General features: G+C 30.2%; 23 protein-coding genes. All 23 read right to left on the reverse strand.

Annotated elements, in window-relative coordinates:
* Position 1: 1 nt before the first annotated feature.
* The 23 genes from C7381_RS05855 to C7381_RS05965 all read right to left on the reverse strand — a co-directional run bounded on the left by C7381_RS05855 (position 2) and on the right by C7381_RS05965 (position 16,855).
* Entirely contained in the window at positions 2-730 is a 729-nt protein-coding gene (locus tag C7381_RS05855) for a pseudouridine synthase (RefSeq protein ID WP_116480258.1), read from the reverse strand.
* A gap of 19 nt (positions 731-749) precedes the next feature.
* Complete coding sequence (gene scpB / locus C7381_RS05860) at positions 750-1,337, reverse strand: SMC-Scp complex subunit ScpB (protein ID WP_116480259.1); 588 nt, start codon at positions 1,335-1,337, stop codon at positions 750-752.
* Complete coding sequence (locus tag C7381_RS05865) at positions 1,337-2,041, reverse strand: segregation and condensation protein A (protein ID WP_116480260.1); 705 nt, start codon at positions 2,039-2,041, stop codon at positions 1,337-1,339. The genes scpB and C7381_RS05865 overlap by 1 nt, the downstream gene beginning before the upstream one ends.
* Entirely contained in the window at positions 2,038-2,598 is a 561-nt protein-coding gene (locus tag C7381_RS05870) for a site-2 protease family protein (protein ID WP_245893779.1), read from the reverse strand. Before C7381_RS05870 ends, C7381_RS05865 begins: the two co-directional genes overlap by 4 nt.
* Before the next feature lie 26 nt (positions 2,599-2,624).
* Positions 2,625-3,911 carry a thymidine phosphorylase gene (locus C7381_RS05875; protein ID WP_116480262.1) on the reverse strand — a complete coding sequence of 429 codons (1,287 nt, stop codon included), beginning with the start codon at positions 3,909-3,911 and terminating at the stop codon, positions 2,625-2,627.
* A complete protein-coding gene (locus C7381_RS05880; RefSeq protein WP_116480263.1) occupies positions 3,898-4,434 on the reverse strand; it encodes an NUDIX hydrolase in 537 nt (178 codons plus the stop codon). Before C7381_RS05880 ends, C7381_RS05875 begins: the two co-directional genes overlap by 14 nt.
* Before the next feature lie 4 nt (positions 4,435-4,438).
* Positions 4,439-6,130 (reverse strand): DNA repair protein RecN, encoded by a 1,692-nt coding sequence (gene recN, locus C7381_RS05885; RefSeq protein ID WP_116480264.1) that lies wholly within the window; start codon positions 6,128-6,130, stop codon positions 4,439-4,441.
* Positions 6,131-6,147: 17 nt separating this feature from the next.
* Complete coding sequence (locus C7381_RS05890) at positions 6,148-6,861, reverse strand: TlyA family RNA methyltransferase (protein ID WP_116480265.1); 714 nt, start codon at positions 6,859-6,861, stop codon at positions 6,148-6,150.
* Complete coding sequence (locus tag C7381_RS05895; protein WP_165803612.1) at positions 6,851-7,693, reverse strand: polyprenyl synthetase family protein; 843 nt, start codon at positions 7,691-7,693, stop codon at positions 6,851-6,853. Before C7381_RS05895 ends, C7381_RS05890 begins: the two co-directional genes overlap by 11 nt.
* Positions 7,694-7,706: 13 nt before the next feature.
* A complete protein-coding gene (gene xseB, locus C7381_RS05900) occupies positions 7,707-7,952 on the reverse strand; it encodes an exodeoxyribonuclease VII small subunit (RefSeq protein ID WP_034546961.1) in 246 nt (81 codons plus the stop codon).
* Entirely contained in the window at positions 7,952-9,277 is a 1,326-nt protein-coding gene (gene xseA / locus C7381_RS05905) for an exodeoxyribonuclease VII large subunit (RefSeq protein WP_116480267.1), read from the reverse strand. Before xseA ends, xseB begins: the two co-directional genes overlap by 1 nt.
* Complete coding sequence (nusB, locus tag C7381_RS05910; RefSeq protein WP_116480268.1) at positions 9,270-9,671, reverse strand: transcription antitermination factor NusB; 402 nt, start codon at positions 9,669-9,671, stop codon at positions 9,270-9,272. The genes xseA and nusB overlap by 8 nt, the downstream gene beginning before the upstream one ends.
* A gap of 73 nt (positions 9,672-9,744) precedes the next feature.
* A complete protein-coding gene (locus C7381_RS05915) occupies positions 9,745-10,119 on the reverse strand; it encodes an Asp23/Gls24 family envelope stress response protein (RefSeq protein WP_052085440.1) in 375 nt (124 codons plus the stop codon).
* 12 nt (positions 10,120-10,131) lie between these two features.
* A complete protein-coding gene (locus tag C7381_RS05920) occupies positions 10,132-10,479 on the reverse strand; it encodes a CD1247 N-terminal domain-containing protein (protein WP_034546955.1) in 348 nt (115 codons plus the stop codon).
* A gap of 12 nt (positions 10,480-10,491) precedes the next feature.
* The gene (gene efp / locus C7381_RS05925; protein ID WP_034546952.1) at positions 10,492-11,049 is read right to left on the reverse strand and encodes an elongation factor P; all 558 of its coding nucleotides are present in this window, start codon (positions 11,047-11,049) and stop codon (positions 10,492-10,494) included.
* Positions 11,050-11,200: 151 nt separating this feature from the next.
* The gene (locus C7381_RS05930; RefSeq protein ID WP_116480269.1) at positions 11,201-12,100 is read right to left on the reverse strand and encodes a hypothetical protein; all 900 of its coding nucleotides are present in this window, start codon (positions 12,098-12,100) and stop codon (positions 11,201-11,203) included.
* Entirely contained in the window at positions 12,087-12,569 is a 483-nt protein-coding gene (locus C7381_RS05935; protein WP_133240930.1) for a hypothetical protein, read from the reverse strand. The genes C7381_RS05930 and C7381_RS05935 overlap by 14 nt, the downstream gene beginning before the upstream one ends.
* Before the next feature lie 4 nt (positions 12,570-12,573).
* Positions 12,574-12,969, reverse strand: a complete 396-nt coding sequence (locus tag C7381_RS05940) for a prepilin-type N-terminal cleavage/methylation domain-containing protein (RefSeq protein WP_116480271.1) — start codon at positions 12,967-12,969, stop codon at positions 12,574-12,576.
* Positions 12,966-13,412, reverse strand: a complete 447-nt coding sequence (locus C7381_RS05945) for a prepilin-type N-terminal cleavage/methylation domain-containing protein (RefSeq protein WP_116480272.1) — start codon at positions 13,410-13,412, stop codon at positions 12,966-12,968. The genes C7381_RS05940 and C7381_RS05945 overlap by 4 nt, the downstream gene beginning before the upstream one ends.
* A complete protein-coding gene (locus tag C7381_RS05950) occupies positions 13,390-14,715 on the reverse strand; it encodes a hypothetical protein (protein WP_116480273.1) in 1,326 nt (441 codons plus the stop codon). Before C7381_RS05950 ends, C7381_RS05945 begins: the two co-directional genes overlap by 23 nt.
* The gene (locus C7381_RS05955; RefSeq protein WP_116480274.1) at positions 14,708-15,994 is read right to left on the reverse strand and encodes a hypothetical protein; all 1,287 of its coding nucleotides are present in this window, start codon (positions 15,992-15,994) and stop codon (positions 14,708-14,710) included. The genes C7381_RS05950 and C7381_RS05955 overlap by 8 nt, the downstream gene beginning before the upstream one ends.
* On the reverse strand, positions 15,991-16,467 hold the full coding sequence (locus tag C7381_RS05960) for a hypothetical protein (RefSeq protein ID WP_133240931.1): 477 nt from the start codon (positions 16,465-16,467) through the stop codon (positions 15,991-15,993). The genes C7381_RS05955 and C7381_RS05960 overlap by 4 nt, the downstream gene beginning before the upstream one ends.
* Entirely contained in the window at positions 16,430-16,855 is a 426-nt protein-coding gene (locus tag C7381_RS05965) for a prepilin-type N-terminal cleavage/methylation domain-containing protein (protein WP_116480276.1), read from the reverse strand. The genes C7381_RS05960 and C7381_RS05965 overlap by 38 nt, the downstream gene beginning before the upstream one ends.
* Positions 16,856-16,863: the final 8 nt, after the last annotated feature.

The raw sequence follows: 16,863 nt of genomic DNA on the forward strand, positions 1-16,863 counted from the left end.
CCTATAAATGTTTTTGTTTTAATTCATTTACATATAAAATCTCATCTTTTGTAAACACTCTATATTGGCCTTCTCTCACACCATCCAAAGATATTCTACCATGAGTAAGCCTTTTTAATTCTGTAACAGCAAAACCAAATTTTTCAAACATCCTTCTTATCTGTCTATTTTTACCTTCCGAAATAATTATATGAAGTCTTGTTGAGTTTGATGTCCTTTTCTTTATTTCTATTTTACATTTTTTAGTTTTTCCATCGTCCAATAATACACCTTGTTCGATTGAATCTTTTGTATCATCTTTTAAATATCCGTTTAAACTTACCTCATATCTTTTTTTAATATTGTACGATGGATGTGTCATAATATTTGCAAAATCTCCATCATTTGTATAAATTAAAAGCCCGGAAGTATCACTGTCCAAACGACCAACATTAAATAAATGTCCTTTATAATGAATCAAATTCCTAGCTAAATTTTTAGAATGAGGATCTTTATTAGAAGATAAATAATTTAATGGCTTGTTTAAAACATAATATAAGTCTGCGTTTTGAATTTTTAATAGTTTATTTTTAACTTTTACAGCATCATTTTCAATATCAACCATATAACCCGGCTCATTAATCACCTCGCCATTAACAGCGACAAGTCCATTAAGCACGAGTTCATCAGCTTTTCTTCTCGATGCGAATCCACATGCAGCAATGTATTTATTTATTCTCATTTCACCCATATAAATCTCCCCTTAAAATCTATTCATCCTCTTCCGTATCCATTATAAAATCTATATCTTCATCTTTTATTTCAGTAAATTTGAGTTTTTCTTTTATCTCGTCTCTGTCCATCAAAGGCGGCAAATCATCTAGACTATCAATATTAAAAGTCATTAAAAATTTATCGGTCACTTTATATACAAACGGTTTTCCAGGTGCTTTTAATCGTCCAACTTCATATATAAGTTCATTTTTTAAAAGATTTTGAATAGAGCCGTCGGAATTTACTCCTCTCACATTATCGACAACAGCTTTAGTCGTCGGTCCCAAGTAAGCAATAACAGAAAGTGTCTCCATATTTGCCTCTGTTATATTTTTCTTCAATACTTGAATCCCGAATGACTTTATAGACTCTCCATATTCCGGATTTGTGCTGAATGTAACCAAGCCTCCCGCCACTTGAAGTCTTATTCCTCTCTCGCTGTAATCCGTTTTTAGTTCTTCTATTATTTTTTTAACCTTTGAAATCTCAACTTCAAAAAAATTGGCGATTTCCTTTACTTCAATCGAATCCCCCCAAGCAAAAATCAAAGCTTCTATAGAGTTTTTTAAATATAAATTGTCCATTATTTCTTCTCCAAATATATGTCTGAAAAATTTTCTTCCTGATAAAAGTTAATTTTTCCTTGGTTCAAAAGTTCAAGCACTGCCAAAAATGCAGTAATAATAAAATTCTTTTCTTTTTTATTGACTACTTTACTAAAATCAAGTTTGTTTAATTTATTTATGTCTTCTATAATTGACTGAGCTAAATATTCAACTTTGTACTTGTCTTTAAAAATTACAGTCTGCGAGTCTGTACCCTCGTCCTCAAATGCCCCGTTTAAGAGTCTGTTAATAGAACTATTTAGTCTATAAGTGCTTCCGACAACTTTAAAATCCGTCCCTATATCAAACGAATTTAAATCTGTATATCTTGTAAAACTAAGCTTATTTTTATCGTAAAGCTTTCTTAAAACTTCGGATTGAAATTTAAATTTGCTATACAAAATCAATTGCTCAACAAGGTCTGATTGCAGATTTTCACTATCATCTAAATCTTTTGGCAAAAGCATTTTTGTTTTTATATTAATAAGAGTTGCCGCTAAATATAAAAATTCAACTCTTATTTCAATATTTAAAGCGGAAGCTTTACTTAAATAATCCAGATATTGTGATGTTATATCATTTATATTAACATCATATATATCTATTTTATTTTTTCTTATAAGATCCAGTAATAAATCAAATGGGCCACTATATGTTTCAATATTTATATCAATGGTGCTCATGATACCATCCACAAAAATACCGGTTGAATAACCATTCCTAAAAATTTTGATACTGCCCCTGAAATAATTAAAGCAAGAAGTATAAGCTGTGTATATCTGTTGTATTTGTGAACTTCATATGCTGTAGTTTCAGGGAAAAACGACAAAATGATATTTGATCCGTCAAGCGGCGGTAATGGAATTAAATTAAAAAATGCTAGATTTAGATTGTAAATTATAAAATAAAATACAAAATCCCTTACAACTTCACTACTAAACGAAATATCTTTTGCGACTCTTGCAGTTATAAATGCCAACAAAAAATTTATCGTAATTCCGGCAATACTTACAAAAAACATTCCTACATTGTAATTCTTAAGTTTTGAAGAATTTACAGGAACAGGATTAGCCCATCCAAATTTAAACACCAAGAGACTTATAATTCCAAAAATATCGAGGTGTTTAAGTGGATTTAATGTGAGCCTACCTGACCTTTTTGCTGTATCATCGCCGAAAATATATGCTACAAGTCCGTGTGCTAACTCGTGTAAAACGATAGCTATTAACAATGCCGCCATACTTATAAAAAATGTTTTATTAAACATTAAATCACCTCATAAATTATCTTTTGTTCTAAAATTGATTCCTTTATTTCAAAAGATCCTTCTATACATTCAGTTAATGTGTCTGTATTATTATTTGAATATACGGTAAATAAAATATCTCCTTTTTTAACGTTTTCACCGTTAGTTTTGTTAAAATATATTCCTGCTCCATAGTCTATAGAATCTTCTTTTCTCTCTCTACCCGCACCGGAAATCAAAGAAATCTCTCCGAATTTTAATGCATCATAATAAACATATCCGCTAGACTCTGCTTTTACTTGAACAGCAATTTTAGAAAGTTTGAATTTTGACGTGTCTTCTATAAATGAAACATTTCCATGTTGTAAACTTACGAGTTCTTTAAATTTCGAAAAAGCTTTTCCACTTAATATCGAATCATCAACCATCTTTTCTGCCTCGGTTTTGGATATATTTTTAAGTAATCCCAAAACTTCAACTGCTATAGACTTTGTTATTTCATAAGAAGACGACTTTCTCTTGCCCGCTAAAACTTCAACCGCCTCAATAACTTCTAGACTATTGCCAACGGTATATCCAATTGGGCAGTCCATGTCGCTCAAAATAATTTTACACATACGTCCATGTTTAACAGCAATATCTTTCATAAGATTTGCAAGTTTACGGGCCTCATTTATGTCTTTCATAAATGCACCCTTACCAACTTTTAAATCAATGATAAGTGCTTTATTCTTTATAGCTAGTTTTTTCGACATTATTGAAGATGCTATAAGCGGAATACTGTCAATTGTTGCGGTAACATCTCTAAGTTCATAAAATATTTTATCCGACGGTGCTAAACATGATGTTTGTGCACAAATAACCGCACCTATATCTTTTGCCTGTTTTAGTATTTCGCTATTTGAAAGATGTATATTAAATCCCGGAATACTTTCAAGTTTATCAAGAGTCCCACCTGTCATACCAAGCCCTCTCCCGCTCATCTTCACAACCGGAATTCCGAGAGATGCAATTATAGGAACTAAAATCAATGTAATTTTATCTCCTACACCACCTGTTGAGTGTTTATCAAAAGAAAATTCTGAGATTCCTTCAATATCCAAAACATCTCCCGTTTCAACCATTGCATTTGTAAGATTTGAAGCCTCATCTGCAGTCATTCCATTTAAATATGTTGCCATTAAAAAAGCGGCAACTTGATAATCCGGGACTTCGTTTTTGACAACTTTCCCTACAAAGAAATCAAGTTCTTCTTTTGTTAACTCATATGAATCTCTTTTCTTCGAAATAATATCAGTTATTCTCATCAATATACTCTTTCGCCAAGAAATACGCCATTATTGTTTTTGCATCCTTAATTTCCAGATTATCTATTTTTTCTTTGATCTCATCTAAAGACATTTCAAGAACCTCAATTGCCTCATCATCTCTTTCGTGTTCTGATATCTCGATTTCATCGCTAATAAAAAAATGTATTTTTTCAGTTGTATATCCCGGACTTGAATAAGACATAATTAAATAATTTAAATTCTTTGCAACTAGACCTGTCTCTTCTTCAAGTTCGCGAGCAGCAGCATCAATAGGAGTTTCTCCTTTCATAACACCGCCCGCCGGAATTTCTATAAGAATTTCTTCGACCGGTTTTCTGAAATGTTTAAGCAAAACAATTTTATTGTTTCTGATAGCTATAATGGCTGCAACGTCACCGTGAACTACAACTTCCCTTTTTGAATATCTTCTATTTGGAAGTTCAACAGAATCAACCCTTAAATTAATAACTTTGCCTTCATAAATGTTTTCAGACTTAATAGTCGTTTCAGTATAATCCATTACATTACCTCTTTTCATCCAACAATAGCTTTGCATTCTTAAGAGTTTCAGAAGTTATAGAGTCTCCACTCAAAAGTCTTGCAATCTCTTCAACTCTTTCATTTTCGTTCAATTTCTTTATATAAGAAACTGTTTCATCATCAATATCTTTTTTGGTTATTTTATAGTGGCTATCAGCCTTACTTATAATTTGTGGCAAATGACTGATAATTAAAACCTGACGCTTTTCAGCCAATTTTTCGAGTCTCTTACCAACTGTGTTTGCAACTTTACCTGACAAACCCGCATCAATTTCATCGAAAACAAATGTTTTGTAATTATTTGCATCTGACAATACATTTTTAAAAGCAAGCATAAATCTTGACATTTCTCCACCAGAAATAATTTCTCTTATAGGCTTAAATGATGAACCTTTATTTGTTTTTGCTAAAAATTCAACCTCGTCAATTCCTTTTTCTGTTGGTTTCGACACACTGAATTGAACCTTGAACACACTGTTTTGCATATCGAGTTCATGAAGTTCATCCGATAGATTGCTTTCAAGTTTTTCAGCCGCACTTTTTCGCAAACTCGTAATCTTTAGAGCTAAATCGTTGTATTGTTGCTCCTTAACTTTTATGCTATCTTTTATCTCTTGAATTCTTTCATCTAAATATTTTAGATCATTTAAATCTTCTTCAAGCTCAGCTTTCTTTTTCAAAACCCCATCTATGTCTGTAGAATACTTCTTTTCAAGCATTTGAAGTCTCGAAAGTCTCAAGCTTAATTCTTCAATTCTTGACTCGTCATAATCCGTTCCTATATAACCTGCAATAACACTTGAAATATCTTCTAATTCATACATAGATGTTTTCATTCTTTCAATCAGCCCATCAACATCCGAAATATAACTCGAAATCTTCTCAAGACTATTTATTGACTCGCCCAGCTTTGCAAGCACATCGTTATTCTCAAACTGCTCGTCACTGCCTCTTAAATTATTATCAACATTAGAGAGAGTTTCCTGTATCAATTCTTGGTTTTGAAGTTTTTTAAGTTCATCTTTTATCTCATCCATCTCACCTGAAACTGGATTTATATCATTTATCTCATTTATTTGAAATTCAATATAATCGATTTCCGAATCTAAATTACTGCTTTTTTCAAGAAAATTTTTAAGAGATTTATTTAATTCTCTGATCTCGTTAAAGACCTGTCTCAACTCATTCTCGAGCTTATCATATTCATCAGAAAAATCTATTCTTGTAGCTTTATTTATTATTGATAAATAGTTGTCCTTGTCGAGCAATAATTGATGCTCATATTGACCGTAAATGTCACATAAATATGCACTAATCTCCTTCAAGTCGGCAAGCGTTGCAGAAAAACCGTTTATCCTCGAAACAGTCGGATAATCAAGATAGATATCTCTTCTTATTATCACCGTTTCTTCATCAATGTCACTGATAAGCCCCTTTTCATCAAGAAGTGTCTTGAGTTCATCAGTTAAGCTGAATACCGCTTCAATAACAGAATGGTCAGTCCCCGTCTTAATCATAGACTTACTTGCTCTTTCGCCCAAAGCAACTGACAAAGCTTCAAAGATTATACTTTTACCGGCTCCTGTTTCACCCGAAAGAATATTGAGTCCTTTCGTAAACATAATATCCGATTCTTTAATAAGTGCAAAATTATTAATTTTTAAATTTAAAAGCATCCGCACCCTCCAATGAACTATATTTGAAACCTTGCAAGAAATTCCTTATTGCCGGCTTTCCCTTTTATTGGTGATTCTATTATACCACAAAACTTAAATCCATGCATATCAAACGCATTTTTTACATTCTCTATAACCTTTAAATGTTTTGCCGGATCTAAAACAATACCTCTTTTACTTACACCTTTTCTTCCGACCTCAAATTGAGGCTTTATTAAAACTATGACTTCAGTATTTTCTTTGCTCATTTTGGCAATATCATCAATAATCGCTTCAATTGAAATAAAACTCACATCGCATACAATTATATCAAAAACTAAACCTTTTTTTGAAAAATCTCTTATATCAGTTTCTTCGAAAAGATGAATTTTATCAATGTCTTTAAGACTTTCATGGAATTGATCCTTACCGACGTCTACACTATAGACCTCTCTAGCTCCATATCTTATAAGACATTCCGTAAAACCGCCTGTGCTCGAGCCAATGTCAAGGCAACATTTTTCGTGCAAATCTACATCAAAATTTAAAATTGCAGCTTCCAGTTTGTTGCCGGCTCGACTCACGTATATATTTTCCTCGTCAATGATTTTTATAATGTTTTTATCTGTAACATCAAATGAAGGCTTTTCTATTATAGTATCATCAACCGAAACTCTGCCTCGCTTTATAAGGTCTTTTGCTTTCGAGCGAGTAATTTCATTTTCGGTACTTAAATAAAGATCAAGCCTCATTTTTTATATATTCTTCAGAAAACAAATAATTGACAAGCTCATCAAAATAAGAAGTATCAATTTCGTTCGATAAATCCTTAAGTAGAGCCTCTATATGTGTTTTTTTCTCATTTATAAGATTTATAATATTTATATTGTGTTTTTTATAAAACTCATCATTTTCATGGTCCATAAAGTCATCTAATATTTGAAATGATTCACCAATTAAAAGAGCAAGTTCATCAAGTTTATCTATAGTCTCTCTTACTGTGCCAAGATATTTTGCCGTTCCTGTAATAGAAGCTCTGAACAAATTTGCTGTCTTTTTAATAATAACATTTTTATAATCATTTACATTTTCGGCTCTGCTTTCAAAAGCCTGTCCGTCAATCATTCCGGACGCTCCCGCCATATTAAAAACAAATTTATATGCATCAATTTTTTCATTCTTACCCGAATTGAAATCATCATCAAATGCCATTTCACTAGCAAGACTAAGTAATGCATCTCCTGCCAATAAACCAATCATATTCCCATATTTCTTATGTGTGCTCTCCTTGCCTCTTCTATAATCATCATTATCCATTTCAGGTAGATCATCATGAACAAGGCTATAATTGTGTATAAGTTCAATCACAGAGGCAAAATGGTAAATTTTAACAGGCTCAACTTTTAAAGACTGTGCAGTCAAAAAAGTAAAAATAGGTCTTATTCTTTTTCCTCCTCTAAAAATTGAATAAGATACTGAATCCTTCAATTCTCTTGAAAGATATTCTTTTGAATCAATATATTTTTGTAGATAACTTTCAAAAGACTCTATATTTGAGCTATATTTTAAAATCACTTTATTCATTTTAATATTCGTCCTAATTAAGTTCAAAATCTTCATCATGAAGCTCATTGTCCTTGTAGTCGTTTGCAACAATCACTTCAAATTCTTTTTCCATATTTGATAAATATTCATTGCATAACCTTATTAGTGACTTGGCCTCTTTAAAATACTCCATATTCTCACTTAGTGAAATATCATCATTTTCCATTTTTTCAAGCAATTCGTTAATCCTTGCGATGGATTTCTCATATGAAAAATCTTTATTTTGTTCCTTCGCCATTAGTCTATAACCTCCGTAATCTTGGAAACTATGGTCCTGTCCCCAACTCTTGTGTAAATTATATCTCCAACATTAATTTTCTTTACATCTTTTAACAGGATATCTTTGTCATTATAAGTAACAGAAAAACCTCTTGCAAACAATTTATTCAAATCGCTTGATGACAACCTTTTTTGAAGCAAATCTAGTCTAAGCTTATCCTTTTCAATTCTAAATTTTATCGAAGATTCGCTCCTATATTCATATCCTTCAAGCAGATTAATGCCTTCGTCAATTTCATTTGATATTTCTCCTTTAAATGAATCCGCATACAAAGACAATTTATTCTTTTCATTGTTAATTACACCTTTTATTATTATATCAAGCCTCTTGTTTGTTGCATGCATCAAATCTTGAAGTTTGAAAAATTTGTTTTTAGGGCTTAGCTGCACAATATTTTTCTCAATCAAATTCGAAAGCCTGGATTCATTTTTCAGAGCCCTTTCCATTTGAGCGTTCAGCTTATCGTTAAGTTCTTTATTATGGCGTCTAACTTCTCTTATATCAGGAGTCAGTTCTTCAGCAGAAGCCGTAGGTGTATCGCATCTCTTGTCAGCGCAAAAATCACTAATAAAGAAATCCTCTGCGTGCCCAATAGCCGAAACAGTAGGATGTTTGCTTTTGACAATCCTTCTTGCAAGGGTTTCATCGTTAAAAACAGACAGCTCTTCATAGCTTCCACCACCTCTAGTTAAAAGAACAATATCTACATCTGTACCGTCAAAATAGTCAAAAGCTTCTATAATATCACGAACTGCATTAAAACCTTGAACCTGAACTGAGTACAATAGTAGTTTCACAAAAGGATATCTTCTTTTGATGGTATTTAATACATCGTTAATAGCCGCTCCTCTGTCAGAGGTAATAATTCCAATCTTTTTAGGATAAGTAGGAATCGGTCTTTTTGTTAATTCGAAAACGCCTTCATCCGAAAGCTTTTCTTTTAAAGCCAAGAACTTTTTATATAGAGAGCCTTCTCCATCAATTGATATGCTATTTACAATTAACTGATATGTGCCGTTTTTTTCATAAACATCAATCTTTCCGACGAGAGTTACCAAATCTCCTTCTTTAAAAGGCACTTCTGAAAATTGTTCATACATATCAAAAAATAGACATTTTATTCGAGAATCAAAATCTTTTATCTCAAAATATAAATTACCGCTTTTTGAAGGCTCTTTAAAAGCACAAACTTCCCCCTCGACTTTTACATTTTGAAGGAAAATGTCACTAAATACAATTGTTTTTATATATTTATTTATCTCGCTTACTGAAAAACTACGCATTATCTGCCCTTACAATATTTCCTAAAAACGAATTAATAAATTTATAATTTAGTTCGTCAGAATACTTCTTTGATACTTCCACTGCTTCATTTATAGCAACCTGATATGGCTGATTTAAAATATAAATTTCAGTCAGAGCAGTTCGAATTATAGAAATATCTATTTTCGGAAGTTTTGACATCGGATAATTTTCACTGTTTTCTTCTACTATAAAATTTATTTTAAAATAATTATCTTTAAAGCCATTTACAAGCTCACATGTAAACGGCATCTTATCAATTTCAAAACCTTCGTTTTCTATTATATTATTAAATATCTTTTCACTAAAATTATTTTGCAAATCCATTGCGTATAAAACTTTTACTGCAAGTTCACGTTGTATAATTCTATCCATTTTTACCTCTATAAAAAATAGACCAACTCAAAAGATAATATCTAATTTGAGTCAGTCTATAGTATTCTAAGAATTAATTTTTCTTATCTAAAGCATTCTTGTTAACGGCGAGGCCTGTAACTATTACATTTACCTCCCTAACATTAAGACCTGTCATACTTTCAACATTCAATTTAATGTTAGATTGTACCTTTCTGGACACTTCTTCAATCATAGAACCATAAACCAATTCTAATGATATTTCAATAACTACATCACCTTCAGTCGATTCAACTTTGACTCCTTGGGCTTGTTTAGTCTTAGAAAAAATATCTGTAATCGTTGCAGTGACATTTTTAGTGATTTTAGAAACACCTTCTATCTCTTCTGCAGCAATGATTGCAATATTACCAATTACATTTTCAGTAATTGTAACTTTGCCTTCACCTATGCGAATACTGTTATCCATATCAATCTCTCCTTAAAATTCATCGTCCTCATCGTCATCATCTTGATCTTCATCCCAATCATCCAACCAATCATCACTGTAATCGGTATAAGAATCATCTTCATCATCATCAAAATCGTCATCATCCCAAAGATCGTCATTTTCAAAAATCATTTCAAGATCCGACAAATCATCATCTACCATATTAACATATTCCTCTAACTGATTGAAATCAGTTTGAAGAATATTTAATTCGTCAGAAACCATCTCAAGACAATCGAGAATTCCACTTATAAGCTTGTTTTCATCTTTGGATTCATCTAGTTTGAATCCTTCGGCCAAGCCTTTTAAATATGAAACTTTCTTAACTAAATCTTGCATTTAATTAACCTCCTATACTCTTGATAAATATTCTCCTGAACGTGTATCAATTTTTATTATGTCACCATTATCAACGAATAATGGAACTTGCAATGTATATCCTGTTTCAACAGTTGCCGGCTTTGAGGCACTTCCTGATGTGTCACCCTTTAATCCCGGTTCAGTGTGTGTAACTTCGAGCTCAACAAAGTTAGGTGCTTCAACTTCAAATGGTTTACCTTCGAAGAATCTTACAAGAACATTGTCATTTTCACGAATGAATTGTAAAGCTTCTTCAACTTCTTCGTGTCCAAGTGGAAGTTGTTCATAACTTTCAGTATCCATGAAGAAATATAAATCTCCATCTTGATATAGGTATTGCATTTCTTTTGTTTCAATACTTGCTTTTTCAAATCTTTCTGTAGGGTTAAAATTCATTTCACGAGTTCCACCCTTGACAACATTTCTAATCTTAGTGCTTACAAAAGCTGCTCCTTTTCCCGGTTTAACATGTTGGAAATCTAAAATTTGATAAACATCTCCATCCATTACAAAAGTTACGCCTTTACGAAATTCACCTGCTGATATCATATTTACCTCCTCAAATTAAGACTCAATAGTAAATTTAGAATTTGAGCCTATATACGATAATGCTCAACAGATGTCATTCACCTATTAAGCAGTCAATTCTAAATATATTATACACTAAATTTTAAAAATTTTCAATATTTCATTAAATTTTTTAGTGAAATGATTTAATATCAAACGAATAAAGACTTCTAATGTTTTCGAGCATTCTAAAATAAAGATTTGAGTTTTGATTTTCTTCTATGACATCCAAGTTTGTAATTGAATTTGCAATAATCTTACCATTTAAATTAACACCATTATTTTCAATATTTCCTGTAGTTAATAAAAGGCACTGTAACGTAACAGCGTCACCATTTTTTTCAATTTCAACATCTCCATCTGAAACTATTAGAGGCTTTAAAGATGTATTGTTACTCGGTATAATTTTTATTTTACATCCCTTAAAATGGATATATACTAAATCTGTATTAACAGGTTTCAATACCTGTTTATTTGTATCGTCATCTAAAATATAAAGATAATCACTGTCATATTTGATTGTAAGATTTTTATCTATAAAAGAATAGAAAGACATAAAATCTGTATATATGAGCTTTAATTTCTCACCTCCGAAGAGTTCTTCTTTAAATTCATTTGGAATATTATATTTATCAAATTCATCTAAAAGTAAATATGATCTAGATGTATAAAAGATTTCTGGTATAAGATATATTACTGATGTGTATGTATTTCTATTGCCATCATATACACTTAGAGATATCGAATTATTAAATCTTTTCGATGCAATGAATCTTAAATTATCATTTGAAAAGATAATTGAAGTTTTATTCTTGTGTTTGTAATAATAAAACCGTTCTGCTGCTTTATCCTTAGATTCAAGATTTTCTAAAAGAATGGAATAACAATCTAGATAGTTTTGATATTCCCTATCATAATTTTCTGTAATTAATCTATTTAAGCTTGTATTTTCAATTATATACACTATAAGAGTTGATATTATTAACAAAAATAGTATAACTCCATACAAAATAAAACCTCTAAAATTCTTCATAGTTAAAAATCCTCATATAGTCAATATATTCATCGGTCTCATTTTTTAGGTAGATTTTAAGAGTATTATCTTCAATAGTGAGTTTAAAATCAGAAATATCTGAATCAATTTTGTTTGTGTCTTTATTGAGTATTTTTATGAAGAAGTTTTTAAGTTCGTCAGGTCTTAAGCCATAGTCATTTTTAGCTTTGTAATAAACAGAATTATTATCAAATCTAAAATAAAAATAGTCGTATTTGTTATTTCTTTTTATATTACAAAACATAATAACATCTCCGAGCTCTTTATTTTTAAAAATTAAATCGGCATTCTCTGAAAATTTTTTGATATACATTCCAACTGAAGACAGCCTTACACCTCTCGACACATTTTCATCCATTCTAAATAAATTTCTGAAAATATTGTTTCCAGATGAATAAAAAGTATATATTAAAATTGAAATTACAATAAGTGCAATTATAATTTCCAAAACACTAAATGCCTTTACTTTCTTTTTTTGTCCTTTTATCGATTGAAAACACATACTTATACTCTTTTCCTTTGACATCTTTCAAAGTCATTTCATACTTTATATATCTGCTTTTTTCCTCTATTTTATCAACACTTATCTCAATGTTATTATCATTTTTAATCTTCTCAAAATCAATAAGTTGCCCATTCGAAGACGATTTCTCAATAATTTCTCTTGCAACAGCCATTAGCTCACTTCTATGTTTTGTTTCACGTATATTATTGTTTGAAAAATTTGAATAGACCCCAAAATATGCTATAAAAATTGATATTATAGCAATACTTATTATTATTTCAATTATTGCAAAACCTTTAACTTTAACTTTAATTTTATTTTTATTTTTCTTTTTCTTTTTCATTTTCTATCATACAAATTTACCTTTCCTGTTACCGGCTCAACAGTAATATAATATTCGTTTTTATTCATTCCATATAAATATATAGTCCCTGCTATAGAGGTGGCTCCCGTTTTTGTAAATTGAATGCTGTCTTTACACCTTGCAATTAAAGGATGCGGCAAAGTTGCAATACATTTTTTTACTCTCCCATTTTTATTTTTATATGACATAAAAAATTCTGTCTCGTCCTTTGAAATATATACTCTTACAGTTGTAAATTCAGCTATTGCTGTCTTTCTAGCAAAGTTTAACTTATTCACTACATTTCTAAGAGCTGCTTTTTCACGATAATTCCTGTAGGAATTGAATCCAAAAGAGAATATCCCGACTATAATTGAAATAATAAACAGAAAAATCAAAACCTCTATAAGAGAAAATGCTTTAATCTTTTTTGAAAATTTCATATGGATTATCCGTTTTCATAAAATATGATGGATTATATATATAAAAATCTGTATTAATCTTATTTAATCTCATAAATTCTTCCTTATTTTTATTGTTATAAATTTTCATCAAAGAATCAATTGTTTTTGCGTCGAACGTTGAAACAGAGTATATTTGATTCACCCATGGTTTATTATTTAAAATATCATCTTTGATTGATATAATACCATTTGAAATAGAGAAATGCTTTCTGGAATCGCTCTCAAGCTTTAAAGAAAATCCTTTTATAAAAACAGGAAATTCTAAATTAATTAAATCGTAAAATACTTTGCCATCTTTAAAACTCGGATTTATCTTTTGAATTTTTGAGTGCGAATCAATAACTTCCAACTTTAAATTCGGCAAGCTTCCGGCAAGTGAGTCAAAATCAAATGAAATAACTGAATCTGTCACCCAAACAATTCTGTTAAATTTATTAAATTCCATCTCCAGCTCTCCTACTTCTTCTGCTGAATTGTATGCATTTAAAATCACAGTTTCATTTGAATTATCTTCCCTTTTGATAAAGTCGTATGTTACCCCTTGATTTATAGGAGAGAATAAAAAATTTTCATTTTTAAAATCAACGAATTCAAAATCGACTAACTGCGTCTTTTTTTCATTAATTTCTACAGCACCGTTGTGAGAAGAGCTAAAACTTTCTTTTTTTTGCTCGTCGTTCTTCTCCTCGTCTTTTTCTTTGCCTTCTCCGTCTTTTTCTTCTTCATCATCTGAAACGTCATCAGAAGACTCTATTCCAATATTGTCTATAACAATATTTCTTAATCCATAATACTGATCCATAAGAAATATGTTTTTGATATCAGCTTCCCAACCGTAATCCTTTTTAGAAATATTTAAACTTGTGAGATTATGTGAAGCATTATCCAATATATCATAAAAAGCTTTTATATCCTCAAAGATTAACTTTGTTTCAACTTCGTACGGATAAATAACTTCATCGTTATCAAGTTGTTTAGGCATAATATTCCCATATTTAAACTTTTTATTGATAAGCTTTTCAGTAAAGAAATCTATATAATTATCATATTCTTTTATTTCCGTTGCTGTATTGTATTCCAATTCATCACTTTCTGTGCTATCTTCAGCTAGCTCAGATATTGCTTCATTTTTTTCTTTTATGCCTTCTTCCATAGCTTCAATCTCATTTAAACTGGGTTTAATAACAAGTGAATAAATAACAATTGCAGATAACAGAAATAATATCGGTATGATAATTTTTATGATTTGCTTTAAACTTAAATCTTCATTAAAATTAATCATTTTTCGACCTCATTTTATACAAAAATCCATCTTTATATGGCGTTTTCTTAACAATTTCAAAATTATCTATTTTTAGTCCATCATCTGCAATAATAGTAAATTGTATTATCTTCCCTTCGACACTTAAATCTTTGATAGAGTATTTTGAAACAAGTTGATTTAAAGTAGATTTAATATTGTTTATATCAGCAAAATCATATTGTGCTACAAATCCATTGTATGAATCATTCAATTTCTGAACTTCTTCATTTTCGCTTTTTATAGCATTAATCTTAGAAAAATCTTCTTCGTATTTATTTGAAAGCGTAATATATTCGTTTTTAATATCCTCGCATCTTTCACTGATAGTAACTGCTTTAAATGCTGTAAAAATCAGTATTACAAGCGGAATTAAATAGTACAAAACAAGAAAATAATCAAGTTTTTTCCCAATTCTTTCATTCTCTTCATTAAAAATTATTAAAGGAGTCTTTGATGATTCCCTTGAAATAAATTCAAAAATATCATTCGAAATATTAATTTTTTTAAATACCAGAGTTTGCAAATACTCTTCGATATTTTCTGCTCTTTTCTCAAAAGTCAAAAAATTAAAATTTGCATTTTCCGTAGATTTAAGCTCCGATTTTATATGGCCCACCGTCGAAAGAAGTGTTCCCAAATCGCCCATTTCAACCGACTTTTGTTCCTCATAATCATATGAGTCTTCGTTATTATTTAAAATGCGATTTTTATAGGAGAAATTCGAAAACTCACCTGCTCTGAAAAGATAATAAAAATAAACTTGATCTCCAAAAAACATGTAGACATCTGTTGCATTATTTTTCTGTGCAGAAGATGCACAAACCTCTAACAATTCACACAATAAAACATCTGCCGACATTTCTTTTGAAACTTTAGACAGTATACTGTTGTTTCTTTTTTTGCGGCAGACTATAGCTTTGTAATCATTTTGGCTTAGAATCCTACCCTCATATTCCTCAGTGTCTACCTTTTTATATAAGTAATTATCTAAATCTGTTTTATTATTTATGCCTGAAATTTCTTTAACTTCATCATAACTTGTCGGAAATAACACTTTCATACTAGGGTCTATGTAATATAAAAACACCTTTTTCTTATTTAATTTTTTTATAACCTTATTTATCAATATACTTAGTTTATCATATATAAAACTTCCCTTTGAGTCAACAAAAGAAAATGGCGGGTTATAAATCTTCATTCCATCTTCATAATAAGATATAAAGTTATTGGTTAATAAAATTATTTCCTCTTTATTCATATTAGTCTCCTTATAATCAGAATTACTTCTGATACGAAGTATATGGGATACATTGGTGTTCTGCCTTTAAATCTTTTATAAAATAACAAACTGAATACAAGTGCCAAAATTAAGTGTGAGAACCAAAATACTAAAAAATCTTGGACTCTTAAAGATATAAGTTGCATCGAAACAAATATTACGTCCGCTTCTCCTAATAATTCTCTTTTTCTTATAAATAAAAAATAAACAAAAATGACAGCAGAAGCTAATATTAATCTTTCAAATATTAAAATTTTGTAACCATTAATAAAATTTATAAAAAAAGAAACGACTTGCCAAAATAAAATTCCGACAAGTAATTTCAATCTTATAGAACTGTTTTTAAAATCTTCAAATGAAGAAACTAATAACAAAATTGCTATTATAACTTTTGAAACCAAATACATAGTTTTACTAATTACCTTGTGCTCCTGTACTTGTAGTTTCTTCACCGTTAGATACAACAATATATGCTTTATCATCACTGTTATTAGTAGGCGGATTTACAGTTATTGTATATGCCTTATTTGTGAGAGGACTAATTAATTCTTGTCCAGGGTTAGTAGTAGAACCCTTGCTTAATTTTTTAACATCAAGATATCCCTTCTCTATTAATGTTTTCGTATCAACTTTATCTGCAGTATTTTCTACTAAATAAAGTGCCGCTGCTTCTTTAATAGTAAGCATATTGAGTTCATCTGCTCTTTTCTTTGCTGACTTTGTAAATTTTGTCAAACTTGGAAGACCAACCAGTAGTAAGATAGAAATTACTACAAGCACAATTAAGACTTCTAAAAGAGTAAACGCTTTTATCCTGTTTTCTGAATTTTTCTTATTCATAGAAAAAC

The sequence above is a fragment of the Ezakiella coagulans genome, from assembly GCF_003096635.1.
Classification (GTDB): domain Bacteria; phylum Bacillota; class Clostridia; order Tissierellales; family Peptoniphilaceae; genus Ezakiella; species Ezakiella coagulans.